Consider the following 19,177-nt stretch of genomic DNA (forward strand, 5'->3'; position numbering starts at 1 on the left):
CAGATCGTTGACATGCCTGGTATCCCCGTCATGCAGCGCCGTGCTCGTTGATGCAGAGCCAGTTTCTGGTCGCGGCATGACCCGGTCGAATATAACGGCGCCCGCCTGGCCGGATTTTGGCCAACTCGGCATGGTTCTTTGGATTTCGGGCGCCAGCGATTGCGGCCCGATCGCCCGGTGATGGGCTCTCACTACAATCGGCGAACGGCACGCCTGCCCGGATGGAGAGCTCAAATGAAGGCGGATGATGGGAATAGCCCAACCCCACCCACCGGCCGCTTTACGCGGAGAGCAGCATTGCAGTCAGCTGCCGCGGCATCGCTTTCCGCTGCCATGGCGTTCAAAAAGGCTCATGGGCTCGATATGACGACACCTTCCTTACACCCATACAAACATCGCAACGACCGCCACGATTCTGGCGTCATGCACCTCAAGAACGTGCACGAGGGCAAAGGCGCCATCGACATCAAATTCTTTTTCCGCGACGACCGAGCGTCTAAGCCAGCGGTGCTGCTGATCTACGACATTCCCCCGGGCGCCAGCGAAGGCGTGCACACCCACAATGTGGGCGATGAGAAGGAAGGCTCGTTCGACGAGTTCTACTACATTCTCTCCGGCAGCGGCCAAATGCAGATCGACGGACAATCCGTGCCCGTCACCGCCGGCGACCATGTATTCACACCGAACGGTGTCGCCCACGGTATCGAGAACACCAGCCACGAAGACAATCTTCGCGTGTATCTGGTCGCAATGATTCGCGAATGACGACTGAGCCTATCGCCATGAAAACATTGATTGCACTCACACTGATCCTGGCCTGCCTGAGCAGCACCGCGGCAACGCTCGGCGATGTCTCGCCTTCATCGTGGCCCACTATCAACGTGAGTGCCGAGCCGGGTCCGCGTCGTTTCGTAAGCAACCATCGCGGCCTGTTCAGCGGCAAGAAGGTCGCTTACCAAACAACGGTGGCTGAAACCATCGTCAAGGGTCCGGACGGAACACCCGCCGCGAGCATGTTCACGTTCGCGCACGTCGCCAAAGCCGCAGGGTCGCCCTCGTCTCGCCCCGTCATCTTCGTGTTCAACGGCGGCCCCGGTGGCGCGTCGAATACGTTGCACTTCGGCGCACTCGGGCCGAAACGAATGACGCCGTTCACTACGGCTGCGCAATCCGATCCCAAAACACCGCTGATCGACAATGTGTATTCGGTGCTCGACACCGCGGACCTGGTATTCATCGATCCGGCGGATACCGGCTACAGTCGGATGCTGCCCGGCGCGAAGGTCGACTTCCATTCCATCGACGGCGATTCCTACTCCATCGCGCAGCTGATGATTCATTGGCTGACAGTGAACAACCGGCTCGATTCGCCGAAATACATTCTTGGCGAAAGCTACGGCACCTTGCGTGGCGTGGCGCTTGCGCGAGATCTCGCTCTCGCGAACCCAAAGATTCTCATCGACGGCCTGGTGATGGTGTCGCAGGCGATTCGGTATAACGGGCCGACCAGCATCGCACGGCGCAGCAGTCTCGATATCGTCTACGCAATTTCGCGCCTTCCCGACGCCGCGGCTCTCGCCTGGTATCACGGCAAAATCGACAACAAACATCAGACCGTGCGGGAAGCCATGGACCAGGCGCGAGCGTTCGGGCGAACGGAATATGCCGAGGCTTTGCTACTTGGCAACCGACTCGACGCAACCGGCCGCGAGCGGATCGCGTCACGGCTTGCGGCACTGACGGGAATTCCTGCCGCCTACTACCTCGCAAACAACTTGCGTATTGGCGATCTGCGGCGCGAACTGCTGAAGGACCAGGGTCGCGTGCTGTTGCAATTCGACGGGCGCGAAACCGAGTCCGCCTCCGCCAGCGTGCCGGACGATCAGCGCGACTGGTCGGCCTTGACGGCCGGCCTGACCGCCAACATGGAGCGCTACGCCGAACGAGACCTGAAAGTCAGCGGGCTGGGGACTTACATTTCGGTCGTTCCCGATCCCTATCGATACGAAGATGGCTGGTCTTACATCAAGGCTCCCGCCCCGACCCTGGACGTGGTGCTGAGCGAGCACATGCGCGCGAACACGAAGTTTCGGCTGCTCGTCACGCAGGGAATCTTCGATGCGACCAGCTCCACCGGCTCAACGGAATCGCTGTACGCAATGCTCGATCTTCCCGGCGACCGCACTTCGATTGCCTACTATCCCGGCGGACACATGCTGTACTCCGATGAGGCCGGCCTTGCCCAGTTCACGGCCGACGTGCGCGCATTCGTGACCCATCGTCCCCTTCAGGATGCGATCAAGAGTGTATCGCCAGCCACCCCGTCGCCGTAGCGACATGCAGGCCGTAAGATGCATAGCGCTGAAGCGTAGGAGACCAGAATGGGAATGATCGACAGTAACCAGCAGGCCGCCCCGGCAGTGCACGAATTGTTCGCTCGTTCGCTGATATGGGACAACCATACCTGCACGACGATCCGGACCGGTCGCGCCGAGTCGGTGGCGGACCTGCAGCGCCACCGTCGTTCGGGAGTCGATGTGGTCGGCTTGAATGTCGGCTTCGACGCCGCGCCGCCTGAAGACACGATCAAGCTCATCGCCGACTTCCGGCACTGGCTGCAAGCTCACGCGACTGACTATGCACTCGTCGGCCGCTTCGAAGACATCGAGCTCGCCAAACGCGCAGGCAAGCTGGCCGTTTTCTTCAACATCGAAGGCGGCAATCCGCTGTTCGAACAGGCCAGCATGGTGTCGCTGTACTACGATCTCGGAGTGCGCTGGATGTTATTCGCGTACAACCGGACCAACGCGCTTGCAGGCGGCTGCCAGGATGAAGACAAAGGCTTGACCGATCTCGGCCGCGCGGTGTTGGAGGAGATGCAGCGTGTCGGGATGATCGTCTGCTGCTCGCACATAGGCCAGCGTAGCGCCATGGAGATCCTGGAGTCAGCACGCCAGCCCGTCATCTTTTCACACTCGAATCCTCGTGCCGTGTGGGAACATTCTCGCAACATCACCGACGAAGCCATGCGCGCGTGCGCGAAGACCGGCGGCGTGGTGGGCATCAACGGCGTGGGCATCTTTCTGGGCGACAACGATAGCCGCGCCGAAACCATCGTGCGCCACATCGACTACGCGGTGAATCTGATCGGCGCCGAGCACGTGGCCATCGGGCTCGACTACGCTTTCGATCAAAGCGAAGTGGCTGCGTTCGTGAAGGCGCATCCCGAGTCCTATCCGCCCGCAAAGTATCCGAACGGGATAGAGCTCGCGCCGCCAGAAACGTTTCCGCAAATTGCCGAGTTGCTTCTGGCTCGTGGCTATAGCGAGTCCGCGGTGGCAGCCATCATGGGCGGAAATCTGGCCCGAGTGGCGCGCGACGTTTGGAAGTAAGTCGCGCGCCTTGGTCCCCGCTACATATCCACGTTGCTCGGGCTCGTCGTCTTCGGAAGTTTTAGGACCTCTGTCATGAACGCGGACGCATCCGCGCCGAACTGCGCCTCCGGAACGCCATGCCCTGATTCGTAGTGAATCACGCGGACCCGATCCTTCTGGTTCGGAGGAACGCGTGACGCAACGTAATCCGCTCCGAACGGCGGGCATGCCCAATCGTAGTAGCCTATCCCGATCAGCACACGGACCCCGCTGTCGACGATGCTCATCAGCGTGGGCAGAACGATCTCGACGCCCTCGCCTACCGGCTCCTGATTCAGACTGAAGCCCCACTTGACCGCCATCCAATCCTCGAACCCTTCGCGAACAGGCCAGCCACCGCCGAACGGTCCCGCGTAGTAGTTGCTGGAGACCATCCCGAGCTCGCGATTGAGCAGATGACGCTCGGCCAGGCTGGGATAAGCGACGCCACGAGCCATCAGCGAAGGATCTTTGGTTGCATCGTAGGCTCCCGTCTGAGCGGGGCCGGCGATGCGAGTGTCGTAGAACCCGACGGATTTGCCTTCATCGCGCAACAGCTCGTTGGCAAATACCTCCGCACCGACTCTCAAGTTATGAGATTCGACCACCTCCGGCTTGAGCCCGGAGAATCGCGACATCTGTACCGCGATGCTGTGTCGCTGTTCGTTAGAAAGCGTATTGCCCTTCGCCAACGCAGGCAGGTACACGTCCGTGGCCCAGGCCTTTGCTTCGGCAATCGCTTTGCTTCTATCGCCCTGCAGGTCGGCGGGCAACTTGCCGTGCGCCTGCGCAACCACGGCAAAGCCAGGAATCAAATTCGCAAAGGCAGTGTCGGTGCCAATCAGTGCGAGGCTCGCCCCCTCGGCGCTGATCATGATCCCACGAATGGGGATGCCACGTTTCATCGCGGCGTCGGCCACGAGAATCGAGCGAACGCTGCCCCAACTGCCGCCACTCAGAAAGAGATCGCTTTCGAACAGATCGTATCTTTGCAGGTAGAGGCGCATCACTTCCACCAGCGAGTCGCGATCGCCCTTGATGTTATAGAAGAGCGATGCGTACTCCGGCTTGGTCATCCGGCTGTAGCCCGTCCCCACCGGATCGATGAAGACCAGATCGGTGGCGCCCAGCAGGGTGTCGGGATTGTCTACTATCCTGGCCTTGCCCTCCGCCACCTGAACGTGCCTCGGCCCCTGCTTGCTGAGCGTCTGCGTGGCGCCCGGGCCTCCTGGGAAAAAGAAAGTCAGCGGCCTCGGTTGTGCGTCAGGCTTCTGATCGACCGTGTAAGCCACAAAATACACATGAGCGGTCGTCTCGGCGGTCGCATCGTTCACTAACGGCAGGAACCCTGCTCGCGCAGTGTATGCAAGATGACGCCCGTTACGCAGTGTTATGGACCTGTGAGTTACCTTGACGGAGTCGACCTCGGCCAGGTCCGCCGCCTCTCCTTGCCCTACCAACAACACCGCCAATCCCACAACGATCCAGATCGATCGCAACATCGCTTCAGCACCCCTTGATTGCACACCGCCTCATTGCACGATGTTTACCGCAACCGGGCCGCTGGATAGGATGCCGGCAAGCGTCAAATGCCGCTTCTCGAACGTTTTCGACCCTTGCCGCAAAGAGTTGGAGCGCGGCGCAGGATGCGCTCACCGGCCTGGAGATGAATTGAATGCTCGATGCACTCTCCATGATGCTCAAGGCGCTGCTCTACGCGGGAATTCTCGCCGGCGCCGGCGCCGTCTTCGCTCAGGCCACACTGCGCCCCCAACCGGACAGCGTGCGCTTTCTGTCGCAACTGTCGCAGCGAGGAGCAGCGCTCACGATTCTTGCCGCCCTTGCGAATGCAGTATGTTTGATCTTCCGGCTCGGCGGAGAATTCGACACCGCCACGCTCTCAGCCGTGTTCCTTTCCGGGGTCGGTGCGGCGATCTGCCTGCAAGTCACCGGTTCGGCCCTTCTCCTCTTGGGCGCCCACGACGGCGAGTCCGCTCGAGCCATGCAGCTCAGCAACGCAATACTCGTCACGGCATCCTTCGCATTCAACGGTCATGCAGCGGCAGAGGGCTTCACCACGGGACTCGTTGCGCTCCTGCATGTGTCGCTGGCGGCGTGGTGGTTTGCAGCGCTTTGGGTTCTACGAGATGCGTGCTTGCACGCAGATTTTAACGAAGCGGCCACACTCGTACGCCGCTTCAGCACGATCGCTTTCGGCCTGGTCGGCGGATTGGTTATCGCCGGACTGCTGCTCGTCGGCGCATTGGTCGAGTTCGATCGCGATCCGTGGCTGTCCGGTTACGGGCAGTGGCTGGCTGTGAAGATCGCCATAGTCGGCATCGCCCTCGGGCTTGCCAGCTATAACAAAATTCGTCTCACCCCTCAGCTGGTCGCTGGCGATGTGCGCGCCGCACGCTCGCTAGGCCGCATGATTGACGCAGAGCTGATTTGCATCGGTGCGGTACTCATTGCGACCGCGATCCTCACAACATACACGTCGCCTCACCAGGGCGAGTGAAGCTCAGGGCGACTTTGGTGTCGCCGCAGCGGGCTTCACGACGATGACGATCGTGCCGCTGATCGGATGACCGTCCTTCGACAAGGCCCGCCATTTGATTTCGTTCCGCCCGTTCTCCAGGGCCGGCGCGGCAACATTGAACGTTGTGCTTTCCGCCACGGGCGTGAACTGCAACTTCCGCTCTGGCGCCCCGGCTCGCGCCACGATCACAGAGACCAGACGAGCAGGCTCGTTGAAGTTGATGACCACTTCGGGCGGCGACGCCGACAGGACCGAGTCGCTGGGCGGAACCGTGCTCTTCAAGGTGGAGTGAGCCATCGCCGCCGTCGCGATGAATGTCATTACGAGCGCAGCTAACATACGAGTCGACATCGCTATCCTCCTGCTCGAGTCCCTGACCACCGCCGGCGGCCATCGTAGCACTCGGCAGCGGATTTCGGGACGGGCCTGCGCTGTACCTATTGAAGATCCGCGAATGACAGGCAGACTGAATACAACCGCGGCTGAAGGGGCCCTCGCATGATCGTCCGACGTCTCATACTGCTCGCGTTCGCACTGGTGGCATTGGCAGGTTGCGCGTCCCTTCGCGGGCACGATCCACTCCAGGTGACGGTTGCCGGCATCGAGCCGCTTCAGGGCCAAGGGCTGGAGCTGCGCATGCTCGTGAAACTACGCGTGCAGAATCCAAACGACGCACCCGTCGACTACAACGGCGTGGCGGTCGAAATGAACGTGCAGGGCAAGACCTTCGCCACCGGCGTCACCGACGCTAGCGGAAGCGTGCCGCGCTTCGGCGACGCCGTCATCAGCGTGCCCGTCACCGTTTCCGCTTTTAGCATGGCACGCCAGGCCGTCGACATGATCCGCCGCGGCGGCAGCGGGACGATCACCTATGAAATGAAAGGCAAGCTCAACGGCTCGACCTTCAACAGCCTGCGGTTCCGCACGCAAGGTGAATTCGATTTGCCGGCAATGGGCACGGATGTCGATGACACGGCCCGATGAACGTATTGGCGGCAGGTTCAAATCCCTTCTTCGGAACAATTCTGTGGAAGACCGCCCACGTCTACGCAATTCCGGTCGGGGCCAACGCACGCAGCGCGATTGTCTCACGCGGACTCGGATCGCGATCATAGGAACAGCGTGTAGCACCTGGTCGCCATTTCCGGCAGTTCACGTGTGCAATCGTGCATAATCGGCGTGGAGCCGGCAATGAGCGTAGACATGAATGGTTCGCGACGATTCCTGATCGAGGAACGATTCAATATCACAGGACGGGGAACGGTCGTAGTGATCGGCGAAACAACGGAACTACCGGTCGGAAAGACACTGCGTGCCACAATCACCCGACCGGACTCTTCTAAGGTGACCACCGAAGCGTTCAAAGAGTGGTTTATTCGTCGGGAACAGCAGCCACTCGAGAAGGAGGCCTACTTGTTACGGGGAATCGAGAAGTCGGAGATACCAGATGGCAGCTTGGTCGAAATTGAGGTGGTGAAGTGAGCCGCGCCAATCATCCGAACGGAATCGAGCCATGGCCTTCTACGTCAGAATCGTGAAGACCGCAGAGAACGAGCACTGGGCAACCTATAGTTTCGAGGGTCAGCCACGGCGAGTGGGTCTGCTCCGAATCCCCAAGCATGGCGGTGAGGTGGAACTATTGGAGGCGGCACCCGGAGACGAGCACACGAATACGGCCGCGACCCAGCGATTCGCTACAAGCGGACCAGCTTACTGGCATTTCCCAGGACCATGCTCTCTAAACGCGTCGAGGACGGAGAGTTGCCAGACGTAGTGGAACTGTTCGACGGCCTCACTCGCCGACTGGAAGAGTTGGTCGAAGACGCCTGGTACGCCTCCTGAGGCCAATCCGCACCGATAACTACCGAACGCGAACGCGGGTGGCCACTGCAGGAACATCGCAAATCGCTACTACGGTATCATTCCACCGAAGGCTGCTGAATGCCGCAGCAATCTGCCTGGATGAGCGCAGGTTCGAGCGCAGGTTCGAGCGCAGGATTCGCCGTGAACCACCCAAAAAAAACCACAACGTACACACCCCCTGGATATGTGTTAAGTCATGAGCATGCAACAGTCCCTGATCTTGATGATCTGCTCGTTGTTGTTGATTTGCGTGAGTACCTCTTCGGCGGCGGAGACACCAACGCCATCCGTAGCATTCCAAGAGGCATTTGCAAGTCACTCCTTTCGCGTACGAGACGGCAGGACGGATCCATCGCCATTCATTGCTGAACTTCGCGCCATCGCTCCCACTGGCGACGCGGTGGCGCAATTCATGCTCGCCATGCTCACCATGCTCACCATGAATGATGATCGCCTTGCTGCAATATCACTGCTGCGCAGCTCTGCCTCGGGTGGCTGTGAGGGCGCTGCTGGTGCTCTGGGCGTAGCACTCGCCGACTCAGATCCAGCTGAAGCAAAGAAGTGGATAGTTCGCGCCGCCAAGAATGGCGACACGGGCGCACAGTTGTCCCTGTCGGCAGCATACAAGAACGGTACGCTGGGCTTTCCACGGGACATTATCGAAGCGTTTGCATGGGCGACTGTTGCGCAGAACCATGCTCCGACGAATTCCATGCGCCAGGTCGCAGCATCCGCCGTTGGCACCATACTTACTGAAGCAGATTCGAGCGTTTTTTCGAGTGGGCAATCCCGAGTGGTGGGCCTAATGAGTGAGATCCCGAAGAAGACTTTCTATCTCTGCGGCTATTCGCTGCCATAGCCAAACTGCGAGTCCGGTCAGCGCGCACACTGGTGAGATTGCTACCGTACTTGGACGCGCATCGGGACTGCCGGAACAGCGTGTAGCGCTTCTCCGCGACTATTCCACTGCGAGCTGCTGAGCGCTTTTGAGTGCTGCACGGATAGTGTCGCGCGGCAGGTTTTGACCCAAGCGACGATTCGATCTTCAGAAGCGCTCGCTCTGCGTGCTCAAAGCAGATTGCCTGACTGCGGGTGCAACTATGGCTTCGCCGACCGAGGTTTGGGATCGTTGTCGGCCCGCGGGAGCCTTTCCATTATGCGATCGAACATCGATTGACGAGCGAGAACCTCGTCCAGACGGTCGAGCGCGGCGACTGCGTTGTCGGCCTCAGCATTGACCTCCAGGGCAGCATCATGCATGGCTCGCCAAAGAGGCTTTAGGCGGCGAATCAGTTTCGAGCCCACATTGGTCAGCACCAAGTGGCGCTGCCTTGCGTCCGATGAATGTTCTTCCGTTCCGACAATTCCCGCATCCTCGAGCGACTGGCGTGTTTGGCTCACGGAAGCACGAGTGATGCGTAGCGCCGCGGCGAGTTCGCTGACCGTCATCGGGCCGTTGAGCGCCAGCTGATTGAGTACGCCGAACCAGCGCTGCTCAAATCTGATGCCAATAGTCGCGTAGGCGCGGGTTGCATCACGATCGATTGCTTCCGACAGTCGACGCAAGCGGGCGCCGAGCGCCGCTCCGCCCATACTCTTGGTGTAATCCATTGCTTTGATGATGCCCCTACTTTGAATGTTGACAGAATGGTAGGCACCTACGCAATCTGTCTGCAAGCGAAAACGAATTTGTTATGCGGAGCGCATCGTCGCAGTCTGCGGCCGTGGGCTCTGAGCGAACAACACCAACGAGGACTGCCAGTGAGATTGACTCGGCGTAATTTCGTTGTGAGCGCGTCGCTGGCGTTGGCCTCGCTACCTTCATCGGCGCGCACCAACAATGCCACATCGATTGCCGTCACGTCCCGACAATGGCTCGCGCGATGGCTGGCTGCTTTCAACAACGCTCGCGCCTCGACCTATGCGGCGTTCGTGCGTGAGCATATCCCGCTCCTGGTCCCCTATCTGGATGACGATTTAGGTCTTCGCGAGGCCTCCGGCGGCTTCATCCTGCTCCGGAGTGAGGAGACCGGGCCGCGAGAAATCACCGCCTGGGTGCGAGACCGCAACTGGGACCGGTTCTCTCAGGTCGTGCTTACGATCGGCGACGGGCGAATCGACGACCTGTCCTTCCTCGGCGCACCGCCGCCGACCGATTTCTCGGTGCGCCGGCTGAGTGAGCGAGAGGCGCTCGAACAGCTCCGCCGCAAACTTCGCGCCGAAGCGGCGGGCGGTCGCTTCTCCGGTGCCGTGTTGGTCGCAAACGGCGACAGGATCCTGTTCCGCGAAGCCTATGGCACCCGAACCGTCGCGCCAGTGCGCGCGACGACGCCGGACACACGCTTCTGCATCGGTTCGATGGGCAAGATGTTCATCGCCGTCGCGGTGCTTCAACTCGTCCAACACGGCAGGCTGCGCCTGACCGACACGATCGCGACATTGTTGCCGGCCTATCCGGACACATCGCTCGCCCGACAGGTGACGGTCGAACATATGCTCACCCACAGCGGCGGCACCGGCGATTTCTTCGGCGCCGACTATGACGCGCACCAGGCTGAGCTGCGCACCCCGTCCGATTTCGTGCGCTTGTTCGGAAACAGGGAGCCTGCTTTCCCGCCCGGATCACGCTGGGGTTACAGCAACTTTGGGTTCATCGTGCTCGGGGCGATCGTCGAGCAGGTTTCGGGCGTGCCTTGGGACGCCTATCTGGACACGCACGTCTTCCGCATCGCCGGCATGACATCGACATCGCCTCTCGCGTCCTACGCGAATACCGCCGAGCCCTGTACGGGCGCGGCACAGACCGGACTGAAGCCACTGCCCTTCTATGTCGGCCTGCCCGCCGGCGGCGGCTATTCCACTCTCGGTGATCTGCATCTTTTTGCCGCCGCCCTGCGCGAAACGCGATTGCTCGATGCGACCCATCTCGACCTGCTGACCCGCGCGCGGGTTGCGGCGGGAAGTGCCCAATGGTCGCTCGGCCTGCGCGTCGCGGTCCGCAATGCCGCATCCTGTTATGGCCATGGCGGCAGCGCCCCCGGCATCAACGCCGACTTCGCGGCATATCCTGACTCGGGTTACCACACGATCGTGCTGTCCAATCGTGGCCATCCGCATGCCGTCAACGTCGCGAACTATATCGGCGCCAGGCTGCCGCTGCGCTAGCGTATGCCGGCGTCATACTCCGAGCGTGTCATGGTCGGTCCCTGCTCAGCAATCCTCGTACCAACGAAACTGCAAGTTCTGACGCCGGCCAGTTTCCCTGTGCTGCTAAAGTCTTTGGCGGATGAAGGTCTCAGGACAAAAAGATTTCCGGCTGGATGGCCGCCCTTTCGTCGACTCCCTTGGTTGAGAGTACGAGGAAAAATTGATTGCGTATGCGGAACTGAATTTGCTGCTTGGTTGGGTGTACAGAGGCACGAGCATCCTGGGCGTCAACTCAATGGAAGCTTGGCTTCTTCATCGCGATTTCGCCATGGTGAAGTAGCGAATGACTTCATCGTCAGCAGCCGCCCGCGCAAGCACGCCAATGTGGCGGGAGTGACGGATGCCCTGAACGATCATCGTACTCGAACCGTGTAGCGCTTCATCGGAACCATTCCGCTGAACGCCGCTAAAGTCCGTGCAACTCCAGCGACCCGGCACCACTTCCTGCTCGACCGCGACGGTATCTCGGAGCGATGCTTTGGGTGTTCGCGTCAAAGGCCGTACATCAGAATGGTGTCGGCAGTTTGCTAGCGACGGTTCACAATCCGAAGTTTTTCGGGCAGCGATGTTGTAGTTTTGAGGTTCCACACGAACGGGCGCAGCGCATGCATATATCTGTTCTAATCATACTACTCAGCGCATGTCTTTCCGGCTTCGTGCTGGCGGTGCATAGTTACAAACAATACTTGCGTTTGTGGGGAATGCCCGGATTACCTTTGCCGGGTAAGCAGCCTACCCCGCGCAAGCGACAGCTCGCATACCGGACCCTCGCCGGAGCTGTGATTTTCTGTTTGTCGATTGCCACAATGCTGCTACTTGGGCCTTGGTGACTCTAGAGCAGCAGAACTCGTGGCCCCTTCATCATCTCACCCGAACGCGAATCGGTACCGCAGGAACAGCGCCTAGCGCTTCATCGGAACCGCTCCGCACGAATCTACAGACCTCCACCACGTTCCCGCTCGCAAAGCGCGGCCGATCACGAAAGGAGGCCGGTGAGGCATCATGAGCTAAGATCGATTCGAACGTGACGCAGATCGCTTCCGCGACTTCAGTTCTTAGCCGATGATAGCTATCAAGATCGAACGAGACCAACAGTGCCTGCAGATGAACTGGCGAATCATTCTAGCTTTTCTCGTCGCGCCGGCACTCGGCCCGCTAGCGGCGCAACTGTTTTCGGGTTTCACCGAGCCCGGCCGCATCGATCAGATGCTGATGCTGGGAACTTCGTATGTCATGGCACTCCTGACTGGAATGCCGTTGCATGAGTACCTGCAGCGCAAGGGCTGGGTTCGGCTGACTCACTATGTCATTGCTGGGGCCATTCTAGGCGCGATGCCTGGCGTGGCGCTTTCAATGAGCGCCGAGTGGTTCCCGCGTTCCGCAGCGCTGAATCCGATCTTCTCCACGGTATCGATGGGCGCCCCGACCGCAGCGGCATTCTGGTTCATCGGCCTTTACTCGCGTGAACGTGGCGGCACCTCAGGTTCCGATGCCACTTAGTCCGGTAGTCGAGCTGGTCTGCAATCGGTCGCGGAGCCAACGAAGTCTTGCGAGGCATCTGTCGAAAGTAGGCATCTCGCGGTCAACGCACGCGTATCCGCGCCTGGACCGCAGGAACATCGCGTAGCCCCTCTTCGGAATTATCTGCATCCACTGAACGCTGAGGAGCGCTGCATCGGCCGGCCGCTTTCGCCCCCCAGAACGGTCAACTTCAATTTTCGAAAGCGGACTGCAAACGCGCTGAGCGGACCATCGCCGCCAATGTGCCGCAAGCAAAGGTGCATTACCTTTGCGAGCTGGAACCAGCGACTTGTGAGGCGACATCAATGGCAGCTCTCTATCGTAACGAGCATGCCAATCAACTTGACTGCAGCATCAGCGACTGTGATGAGTTTTTTCTTTGCTTGAGTGTCTGTTGGTGTCGCGTTCTTCATGCCTGATGAAAGCTGCTCGTGGGGCCGCCGTGATGGCCGGCTCAATGTGCTGCAATCGTGGAACTCGACAGCACCGTATCGGCGATATCCAGCATCGCGCGCAACCGATCCATATGCCGCAAGTCGTGGTGATAACCCACCCAGATATCTCTCGACGGAGGTGGATCCGGCGTGTCGATTCGCTGCAACCCAGGTAATGCATCGCCAAGCGGCCTTGGCAACACTGCGATGCCCATGCCTCGCAGGCACATCTGCGCCTGAACGCTTCGGCTCGTGCTTGTGAAGGCACGCCGTGAAAGCGGGAACTTATCAATTAGCCAAGCGACATCTGGAAAGTGGGATTGAGCCGTATTCATGAGAATGAGCCCCACTGATGCCGGATCGGCCTGAACTGCACGTGCGGTTTCGGGCGAGCCATAAAGACCGTATGACATGCTCATCAAGCGGCGCTGAACAATGTCCGGCTCGCTGAAGGGCACGATACGAAACGCTACGTCGGCGTCACGACGTGAAAGATCGAGCAGTCGGTAGCTCGCGATCACCTCCGGCACAACAGCCGGGTGACGGCGCCCCAGTTCGGCCAGGACGGGAGCCAGAACATAGCCAGCAAACCAATCCGCTGACGATATCCGCAAGATTCCTTCGAGACGTTCGTGGTTGCCCGCCAAGCGCCTTTCCATCGAGAGCGCAGAATTTTCCATGGCTTCCGCTAGAGACAGCACGCCGTCGCCGGCGTCTGTGAGCACCAGCCCGTCCTGCGTCCTGCGGAACAGCGGCTGTCCTGCTTCATCTTCAAGGGCCTTTATTCGGCGACCCACCGTCGGATGGCTCACGCCCAGTCTCCGGGCGGCCTCGCCGAAAGAACCACCGCGGGCTACCGCCAGAAAAATTTGGACGTCGCTCCACTCCACGCCACGGACCCCGTTCAAAAATGCACAAGAAATATGCAGGAATGGCAGTCCACAAACAATCCTGTCGGTATCACCATCGCGCTCACTTGGTTGGGTCGGTGCTGGCCCGTTCCGGGCAAGCCTCATCTGGAATCTCACGACATGACTGCGTTGACTCAAGCCGCCGCGGCAGCAACTTCTGATCCCCGCCGCTGGCTCGCCCTGGCTGTCCTGCTGACCGGCACACTGTTGCCGCCGCTGGACTTCTTCATCGTCAACGTGGCGCTGCCCGCCATCCGTGCAGACCTGCACGCCTCGGCGGACGTCTCGCAGTTGATGATCTCGATGTACGCCGCAGCCTATGCCGTCACGTTGATCCTGGGTGGCCGACTAGGCGATCTCTACGGCCGAAAGCGCATATTCATCGGCGGCCTGGTTGGCTTTGGCGTGGCTTCGGCATTGTGTGGTCTGGCACCATCACCGGCCGTGCTCGTCGTCGGCCGATTGCTGCAAGGGATATCGGCGGCAATCATGGCGCCGCAATCATTGGCCTCGATACACGCCATCTTTTCGGCAAGCGAGAAGAACCGCGCGCTCAGTCTGTACGGCGCGACATTCGGCCTGGCTTCCGTGGCTGGTCAACTGCTCGGGGGTGTGCTGGTTTCGACCAGTCCGTGGGGACTGGGATGGCGCAGCGTCTTTCTGATCAATCTTCCCATCGTGGTGTTCGCCGTTCCAGCGGCGTGGGTGCTGCTGCGTGAGAGCCGGTTCGAGCATTCGGCACGCCTGGACGTGCCGGGAGCGCTGTTGCTGGCGGCCGGCTTGCTCGCTCTCGTGGTACCGCCTATCGAGGGACGGGAGCACCACTGGCCATGGTGGTGTATGGCACTGCTGATCCTGAGCATTCCATTGTTGCTCGTCTTCTGGCGTTACGAGAAGGCACAGGAGATCGCCGACAGGACACCTCTCGTTCTGCCTTCGCTTCTGGCCGTGCATGGTCTGCGACGCAGCCTGGCATCGACCTTCTTTTTCTATTCGCTCGCTGCATTCTTCCTGGTGTTCGCAGCATACGAACAGATCGGCCTGGCCCACGATGCACTGGCAAGCGGCCTGGCGATCCTGCCGCTCGGCATTGGCTTCTTCCTCGGTCCACTGGTCAGCCCTCACATTGCCCGGAGGATGGGTTCGCGCACAGCTGCGTTCGGCATGCTGCTGGAGGTGCTCGGTCTCGTCGTGGTCGCGGCGCTGGCTGTTGCCGGTGCGCCGTCATGGCTCGCATTGCCCTTGTTTCTGATCGGCGCCGGGCAAGGCATCGCGCTGCCCGCGTTGGTGCGCTCGAACGTGGACCATGTCGATGCGCGATGGGCGGGTCTGGCTTCGGGCCTGGTGAACGCCACCTTGCAGATCAGCGCCGCAGTGAGCGTCGCCATGGTCGGCGGACTGTTCCTCGCGATCGCCCCTGATGGTGCGAGCGCTCAGGACGTGCGGCTCGGCTTTGCTCTGGCCTGCTTGACCATAGGTGCAGCGCTCGCACTCGCAGCCGGACTGAGCTGGAAGCGACGAGCAAATCGAACGTACTGAGGCTCGACAATGAGCGAAAGGAGAAACAGATGAAGAAGACCTGGATGATTACCGGCTGCTCCAGCGGCCTGGGCAAACACCTCGCTCGTGCTGTCGCGGAGCGTGGCGATCAACTGGTAGCAACGGCTCGCAACCCGGAGACGCTGCGAGATCTGGCACTGCAGTTCCCGAAGACGGTATATGTATGCGCCCTCGACGTGACGCGGCCGGAAACGTCAACCACTGCGGTCGCGTTGGCTACCGAAGTTTTCGGCGGTCTGGACGTGCTGGTCAATAACGCCGGCCACGGCCTGTTCGGCGCGATCGAAGAAACAGCGCCCGAGGAGTACCGCCCCCTGTTCGAGGTCAATGTGTTCGGGCTGATCGAAGTCACCCGCGCGGCATTACCGGCACTGCGCAAGCGGCGCGGTGGTCGCATCGTAAACCTGTCGTCCGGCGCGGGAATTGCTGGAACGGCAGGTTCGGGCTACTACAACGCCAGCAAGTTTGCGGTTGAAGGCTTGTCCGAGGCACTGGACCAGGAGGTCGCCCCGCTCGGCCTGCGCGTCATCATCGTCGAGCCCGGCCCGTTTCGCACGGCGTTCCTAGGTCGTTCGATTACCATGGCCCGGCGCCAGATGAGCGACTATGGCCAAACCGCAGGCCAGCGACGCGTGTACCGCGACAGCAACCACGGCAAGCAGACCGGCGATCCAGCCAAGGCGGTCGCCGTGATCTTGAAAGCGGTCGATAGCGAGAACCCACCCTTGCATCTGCCCTTGGGGCCGGCTGCCTATGCCATGGCCGATCGCAAGCTAGCAGCGTTCCGCAAAGACTTTGACGCATGGCGCCCGCTCGCCATCGCCACCGATTTCGATTGAGGGCTGCGGGCAGTGCTTCAGGTAGGCAAGTCAACGGCGTGTCCAAGATTGAGACGCCGAGGCAGGCGTTGCAGGCCGACATGGTCTTGACGCTGCTCGCGGCGCGCAGCGTGCTGATTCCGATATGCATAGGACCACTACGATGTTTGGAATTTCCCCTCCAGGCTGGGCGCATACGCTCGGTAGCTTGCCGGCCATCCCTTTGGCCATTTACATGTTCGCTCGCCACGGCCGCATCGTTCCTAGATCCCGGCCGGGCACGATCTATTTCATTTCGATGTTGATAGGCGCTGCCACGGTTTTCTCGGTAGCACATCAGCCGGCAAGCAACGCCATCGGTGTAGTCACGCTGATACTGCTGCTCGCCGGTTACGGCGTCGGCCTCACGCAGCGACTCGGGCGCGCAGGCGTCTACACAGAAACCATCTGCCTGACCCTCACCGCATTTTTTCTGGCGGTTCCAGCTGTCAGCGAGACTTCACGTCGGGTGCCAGATGGCCATCCACTTGTTACAGATCTGAACTCGCCGCTGCTCATAGGAGCGCAAGCAAGCCTGCTAGTCGCGCTCATCGTCGGGATCACGGCACAAGTGATCTACTTACGGAGGCAGAAGATGACACGCCCAATGCACGCCGAAGATGTTGGCTGATTGGCGGGTCGAGTGCATGCGCATAGAAATCGCAATTGAGCATAGGGAATGAGCTGCCGTCGGCGAGATTGCGTCTAGCATGCCATGTTGCCCTATTAGTCGCTCAGCTAGCGAGGCAGGCACACAAGTCGTGTGTCACCTCACAGGTATCCGCACGGGCACTGCAGGAACAGACCAACTCCCATCTTCGGAATTTCCTGCATTCAGCTGAGCGCCCTCGAGCGCTACTTGAACAGGTGCACCGGGCAGACGTTGCGACACAAAGCGGACGTCAGTGTGACGCGTCGGCCACGTGCAGTTGATCACGCGACCTCGCGCCGAGTCGCGCCGGTAGCGCAGGGCCTCGACATGAGGCGCGCATCATGGCATGCCCGCTGACTTCCTAGTCGTCCGGGCCGGGCTCATACCCATTGAGACTCCGCAGATATTCGAGGGCGTCGCTGCGTCCGAAGTCAAGGTAGGCCCGTGCGAGCACCCGATGACCAGCGGCCAGCGCGGTAGCTGCAGCGACGCCCATAACGACCGCCTCCCCACACCCCCGCCGCAGCAGATCCGCTCCGATAACGGGAAGCTTGCGAAGTGCCTTGGCATAGGAAATTTCGAGTTCTGGCGGGATCGGAGGGTTGTTGTTCTCCGGGTGCGCCAGATCGATCACTACGCAGTAGTGGAATAACTGCTCGTCGAGATCGCGTTGACGAGATTGGTACTCGACGAGATAGGGCACGAGCGCGTATGACGCTTCACCCACATCGCCCTGGTGATGCAACTCATCCCAGACAAGTTCCCAGAACTTATCTGAGGTCCCCTCTTGCTGTAACCGGCGAATCAGAGAAACAACGTCGAATGGCACACGATTGTATCCGCGTCGGTACGCCGCCCAACGTGGGTCATCCAAGGGAAGCAGTTCCATTCCGTCTTCTCGTTCGTTTAGCCGTCCCGGCGACCATGATATGCGTAGCGCTCCTTGGGAACTACCTGCGTCCACTCAAGGCCACTGAGCGCTTGGGAGCACGGCACCGCCAGCGGCCGACCATTCCACAGAGGGCCACTACGCTCCGCTTAGTTCCAGCGCTCAACTTGTCTCATAATCGTCCGCGATCCGTCAGGAACACAGCATGACCACCCATACCGAGCCAACAGTGACAATAGAACGCATCTGCGCCGCCCTGCGTACCGCTGCAGAAACCCAGCTCCGGGAGATTTCGCGCATCCAACCTCGCGAAACGCTCTACGCGTTCCTTTTCGAGTGCACGAAGGATGGCTTTGCGGTTTTAGGCGCGATAGGAACGCAGGAGCAACTGACTCGATACGCCCTTGAGCAGCTTGAGAAGCTGAAGCCTCTTGAGACACTGGACCCAGTCGCGGCGGTCCGCTCCGCATTCCGGTGGGGAAGCCCGCAGGACGGCTGGTATCGAGCGGCGTGGCCTTTCGACGAGGTCAATGATCTGCTCCGCGAGGCCGAGCGGACGCAACTCTATGAGACGTTCGACGGCACGTTACAGAAACTGTGCATCGAAACATTGCAGGCCATGGATCGCGACGGCATTTTCGGCACAGGAGTGCGCCGGGAGCGTATCGCAATCGGCGTGTGTATTACTGGCGGTGACACTTCCGATCCAGAGTTCATGACCAGGGCTGAACGGTTGAATCCGCACTCGGTAGTGGAGCGTCTGCGCGCGGAAGTAGATCTAACCCATCGCGATATGAATTTGCTGGAGTATCTGCCCCTCTCGGAACGCGGATTACGCACGAACCAAGAGATGTCGCTTGCGGCGGAAGGCGCGGTCGGATTGGCCCTCGGCAGGTTCGACGTGACGCTCGATTATTCCGAGGCAAGCCTCGGCCATGCCGATGCATTGATTGAGCGTGTGCGCCGGACGCTTTCGGACAACGATCCAGAGATCGATGCGATTATCTTTGACCTGGGCGCCTATGTCGGCGAGGTCATGAAACGGCACATCGGCGGCACGTGGTCGATACACAGCAAGGAGCATCCTTTCCGCGAACTGCGAACGTTTCAGGCGGGCGCCCGTGGAGTGGAGACTTGGCCGCACAGCGCCGTGGAGCAGCAACTCAGGGGCCGCCAATCGACCACGTTGGATGCATACTTCCGAAAGATCAAAGCCGCCGCAGAATAAAGCTGAAACCTCCGCGCCCGTGCGAGCCACGCTAACGGACTCGAATCCTGATCGGCAACGCAGGAACGAGGCAAATCCCTTCACCCGGACAGTCGACCGACTG

Annotated in this window: 20 protein-coding genes; 14 read left to right on the forward strand and 6 right to left on the reverse strand. The window is 60.4% G+C overall.

Translation table 11 applies throughout. The annotated features are described in order from the left end of the window. The first annotated feature begins 234 nt into the window (after positions 1–234). The 3 genes from ACFPN2_RS25010 to ACFPN2_RS25020 are packed head-to-tail and all read left to right on the forward strand — an operon-like array spanning position 235 to position 3,392. Positions 235–765, forward strand: a complete 531-nt coding sequence (locus ACFPN2_RS25010; protein WP_380601696.1) for a cupin domain-containing protein — start codon at positions 235–237, stop codon at positions 763–765. Then, positions 762–2,333, forward strand: a complete 1,572-nt coding sequence (locus ACFPN2_RS25015; RefSeq protein ID WP_380601698.1) for a S10 family peptidase — start codon at positions 762–764, stop codon at positions 2,331–2,333. Before ACFPN2_RS25010 ends, ACFPN2_RS25015 begins: the two co-directional genes overlap by 4 nt. Positions 2,334–2,381: 48 nt before the next feature. Continuing rightward, positions 2,382–3,392, forward strand: coding sequence for a dipeptidase (locus ACFPN2_RS25020; RefSeq protein ID WP_380601700.1), 1,011 nt, complete (start codon positions 2,382–2,384; stop codon positions 3,390–3,392). Between the two features lie 20 nt (positions 3,393–3,412). On the opposite strand, the gene ACFPN2_RS25025 is transcribed toward ACFPN2_RS25020, so the two are convergent. Beyond that, a complete protein-coding gene (locus ACFPN2_RS25025; RefSeq protein ID WP_380601702.1) occupies positions 3,413–4,915 on the reverse strand; it encodes a S10 family serine carboxypeptidase-like protein in 1,503 nt (500 codons plus the stop codon). A 173-nt stretch (positions 4,916–5,088) separates the two neighbouring features. Between ACFPN2_RS25025 and ACFPN2_RS25030 the strand changes: the two genes are divergently transcribed. Beyond that, the gene (locus ACFPN2_RS25030; protein ID WP_380601704.1) at positions 5,089–5,931 is read left to right on the forward strand and encodes a copper resistance D family protein; all 843 of its coding nucleotides are present in this window, start codon (positions 5,089–5,091) and stop codon (positions 5,929–5,931) included. A 3-nt stretch (positions 5,932–5,934) separates the two neighbouring features. On the opposite strand, the gene ACFPN2_RS25035 is transcribed toward ACFPN2_RS25030, so the two are convergent. After that, positions 5,935–6,303 carry a copper resistance CopC family protein gene (locus tag ACFPN2_RS25035; protein WP_380601706.1) on the reverse strand — a complete coding sequence of 123 codons (369 nt, stop codon included), beginning with the start codon at positions 6,301–6,303 and terminating at the stop codon, positions 5,935–5,937. Positions 6,304–6,450: 147 nt separating this feature from the next. Between ACFPN2_RS25035 and ACFPN2_RS25040 the strand changes: the two genes are divergently transcribed. From ACFPN2_RS25040 to ACFPN2_RS25055, 4 genes are all read left to right on the forward strand, one after another. Further along, positions 6,451–6,936 carry an LEA/WHy family protein gene (locus tag ACFPN2_RS25040; protein ID WP_380601708.1) on the forward strand — a complete coding sequence of 162 codons (486 nt, stop codon included), beginning with the start codon at positions 6,451–6,453 and terminating at the stop codon, positions 6,934–6,936. A 207-nt stretch (positions 6,937–7,143) separates the two neighbouring features. Beyond that, positions 7,144–7,434: a hypothetical protein gene (locus tag ACFPN2_RS25045; protein WP_380601710.1), complete on the forward strand. Its 291-nt coding sequence runs from the start codon at positions 7,144–7,146 to the stop codon at positions 7,432–7,434. Between the two features lie 156 nt (positions 7,435–7,590). Further along, a complete protein-coding gene (locus tag ACFPN2_RS25050) occupies positions 7,591–7,794 on the forward strand; it encodes a DUF3806 domain-containing protein (protein WP_380602833.1) in 204 nt (67 codons plus the stop codon). Positions 7,795–8,011: 217 nt separating this feature from the next. Next, positions 8,012–8,674 carry an SEL1-like repeat protein gene (locus tag ACFPN2_RS25055; RefSeq protein WP_380601712.1) on the forward strand — a complete coding sequence of 221 codons (663 nt, stop codon included), beginning with the start codon at positions 8,012–8,014 and terminating at the stop codon, positions 8,672–8,674. A gap of 239 nt (positions 8,675–8,913) precedes the next feature. Here the strand turns inward: ACFPN2_RS25055 and ACFPN2_RS25060 are convergent, their stop codons facing one another. Then, positions 8,914–9,426 (reverse strand): MarR family winged helix-turn-helix transcriptional regulator, encoded by a 513-nt coding sequence (locus ACFPN2_RS25060; RefSeq protein WP_380601714.1) that lies wholly within the window; start codon positions 9,424–9,426, stop codon positions 8,914–8,916. Between the two features lie 177 nt (positions 9,427–9,603). Here ACFPN2_RS25060 and ACFPN2_RS25065 point away from each other — a divergent pair, with 177 nt between their 5' ends. After that, positions 9,604–10,980, forward strand: coding sequence for a serine hydrolase domain-containing protein (locus tag ACFPN2_RS25065; protein WP_380601716.1), 1,377 nt, complete (start codon positions 9,604–9,606; stop codon positions 10,978–10,980). 294 nt (positions 10,981–11,274) lie between these two features. On the opposite strand, the gene ACFPN2_RS25070 is transcribed toward ACFPN2_RS25065, so the two are convergent. Then, positions 11,275–11,517, reverse strand: coding sequence for a hypothetical protein (locus ACFPN2_RS25070; RefSeq protein ID WP_380601718.1), 243 nt, complete (start codon positions 11,515–11,517; stop codon positions 11,275–11,277). A 609-nt stretch (positions 11,518–12,126) separates the two neighbouring features. Here ACFPN2_RS25070 and ACFPN2_RS25075 point away from each other — a divergent pair. Continuing rightward, positions 12,127–12,522, forward strand: a complete 396-nt coding sequence (locus ACFPN2_RS25075; RefSeq protein ID WP_380601720.1) for a hypothetical protein — start codon at positions 12,127–12,129, stop codon at positions 12,520–12,522. Between the two features lie 475 nt (positions 12,523–12,997). Here ACFPN2_RS25075 and ACFPN2_RS25080 read toward each other — a convergent pair whose 3' ends face one another. Then, on the reverse strand, positions 12,998–13,867 hold the full coding sequence (locus ACFPN2_RS25080; RefSeq protein ID WP_380602835.1) for a LysR family transcriptional regulator: 870 nt from the start codon (positions 13,865–13,867) through the stop codon (positions 12,998–13,000). Positions 13,868–14,008: 141 nt separating this feature from the next. On the opposite strand from ACFPN2_RS25080, the gene ACFPN2_RS25085 reads away from it, so the two are divergent. From ACFPN2_RS25085 to ACFPN2_RS25095, 3 genes are all read left to right on the forward strand, one after another. Continuing rightward, entirely contained in the window at positions 14,009–15,427 is a 1,419-nt protein-coding gene (locus ACFPN2_RS25085) for an MFS transporter (RefSeq protein WP_380601721.1), read from the forward strand. Between the two features lie 29 nt (positions 15,428–15,456). Continuing rightward, positions 15,457–16,287, forward strand: a complete 831-nt coding sequence (locus tag ACFPN2_RS25090; protein WP_380601723.1) for an oxidoreductase — start codon at positions 15,457–15,459, stop codon at positions 16,285–16,287. Between the two features lie 142 nt (positions 16,288–16,429). Further along, positions 16,430–16,936 (forward strand): hypothetical protein, encoded by a 507-nt coding sequence (locus ACFPN2_RS25095; protein ID WP_380601725.1) that lies wholly within the window; start codon positions 16,430–16,432, stop codon positions 16,934–16,936. 382 nt (positions 16,937–17,318) lie between these two features. Here ACFPN2_RS25095 and ACFPN2_RS25100 read toward each other — a convergent pair whose 3' ends face one another. After that, complete coding sequence (locus ACFPN2_RS25100; protein WP_380601727.1) at positions 17,319–17,846, reverse strand: hypothetical protein; 528 nt, start codon at positions 17,844–17,846, stop codon at positions 17,319–17,321. Positions 17,847–18,051: 205 nt separating this feature from the next. Here ACFPN2_RS25100 and ACFPN2_RS25105 point away from each other — a divergent pair, with 205 nt between their 5' ends. Continuing rightward, positions 18,052–19,074 carry a DUF4303 domain-containing protein gene (locus tag ACFPN2_RS25105; protein WP_380601729.1) on the forward strand — a complete coding sequence of 341 codons (1,023 nt, stop codon included), beginning with the start codon at positions 18,052–18,054 and terminating at the stop codon, positions 19,072–19,074. Positions 19,075–19,177 lie beyond the last annotated feature (103 nt).

This window comes from Steroidobacter flavus (assembly GCF_042651805.1).
GTDB lineage: Bacteria > Pseudomonadota > Gammaproteobacteria > Steroidobacterales > Steroidobacteraceae > Steroidobacter > Steroidobacter flavus.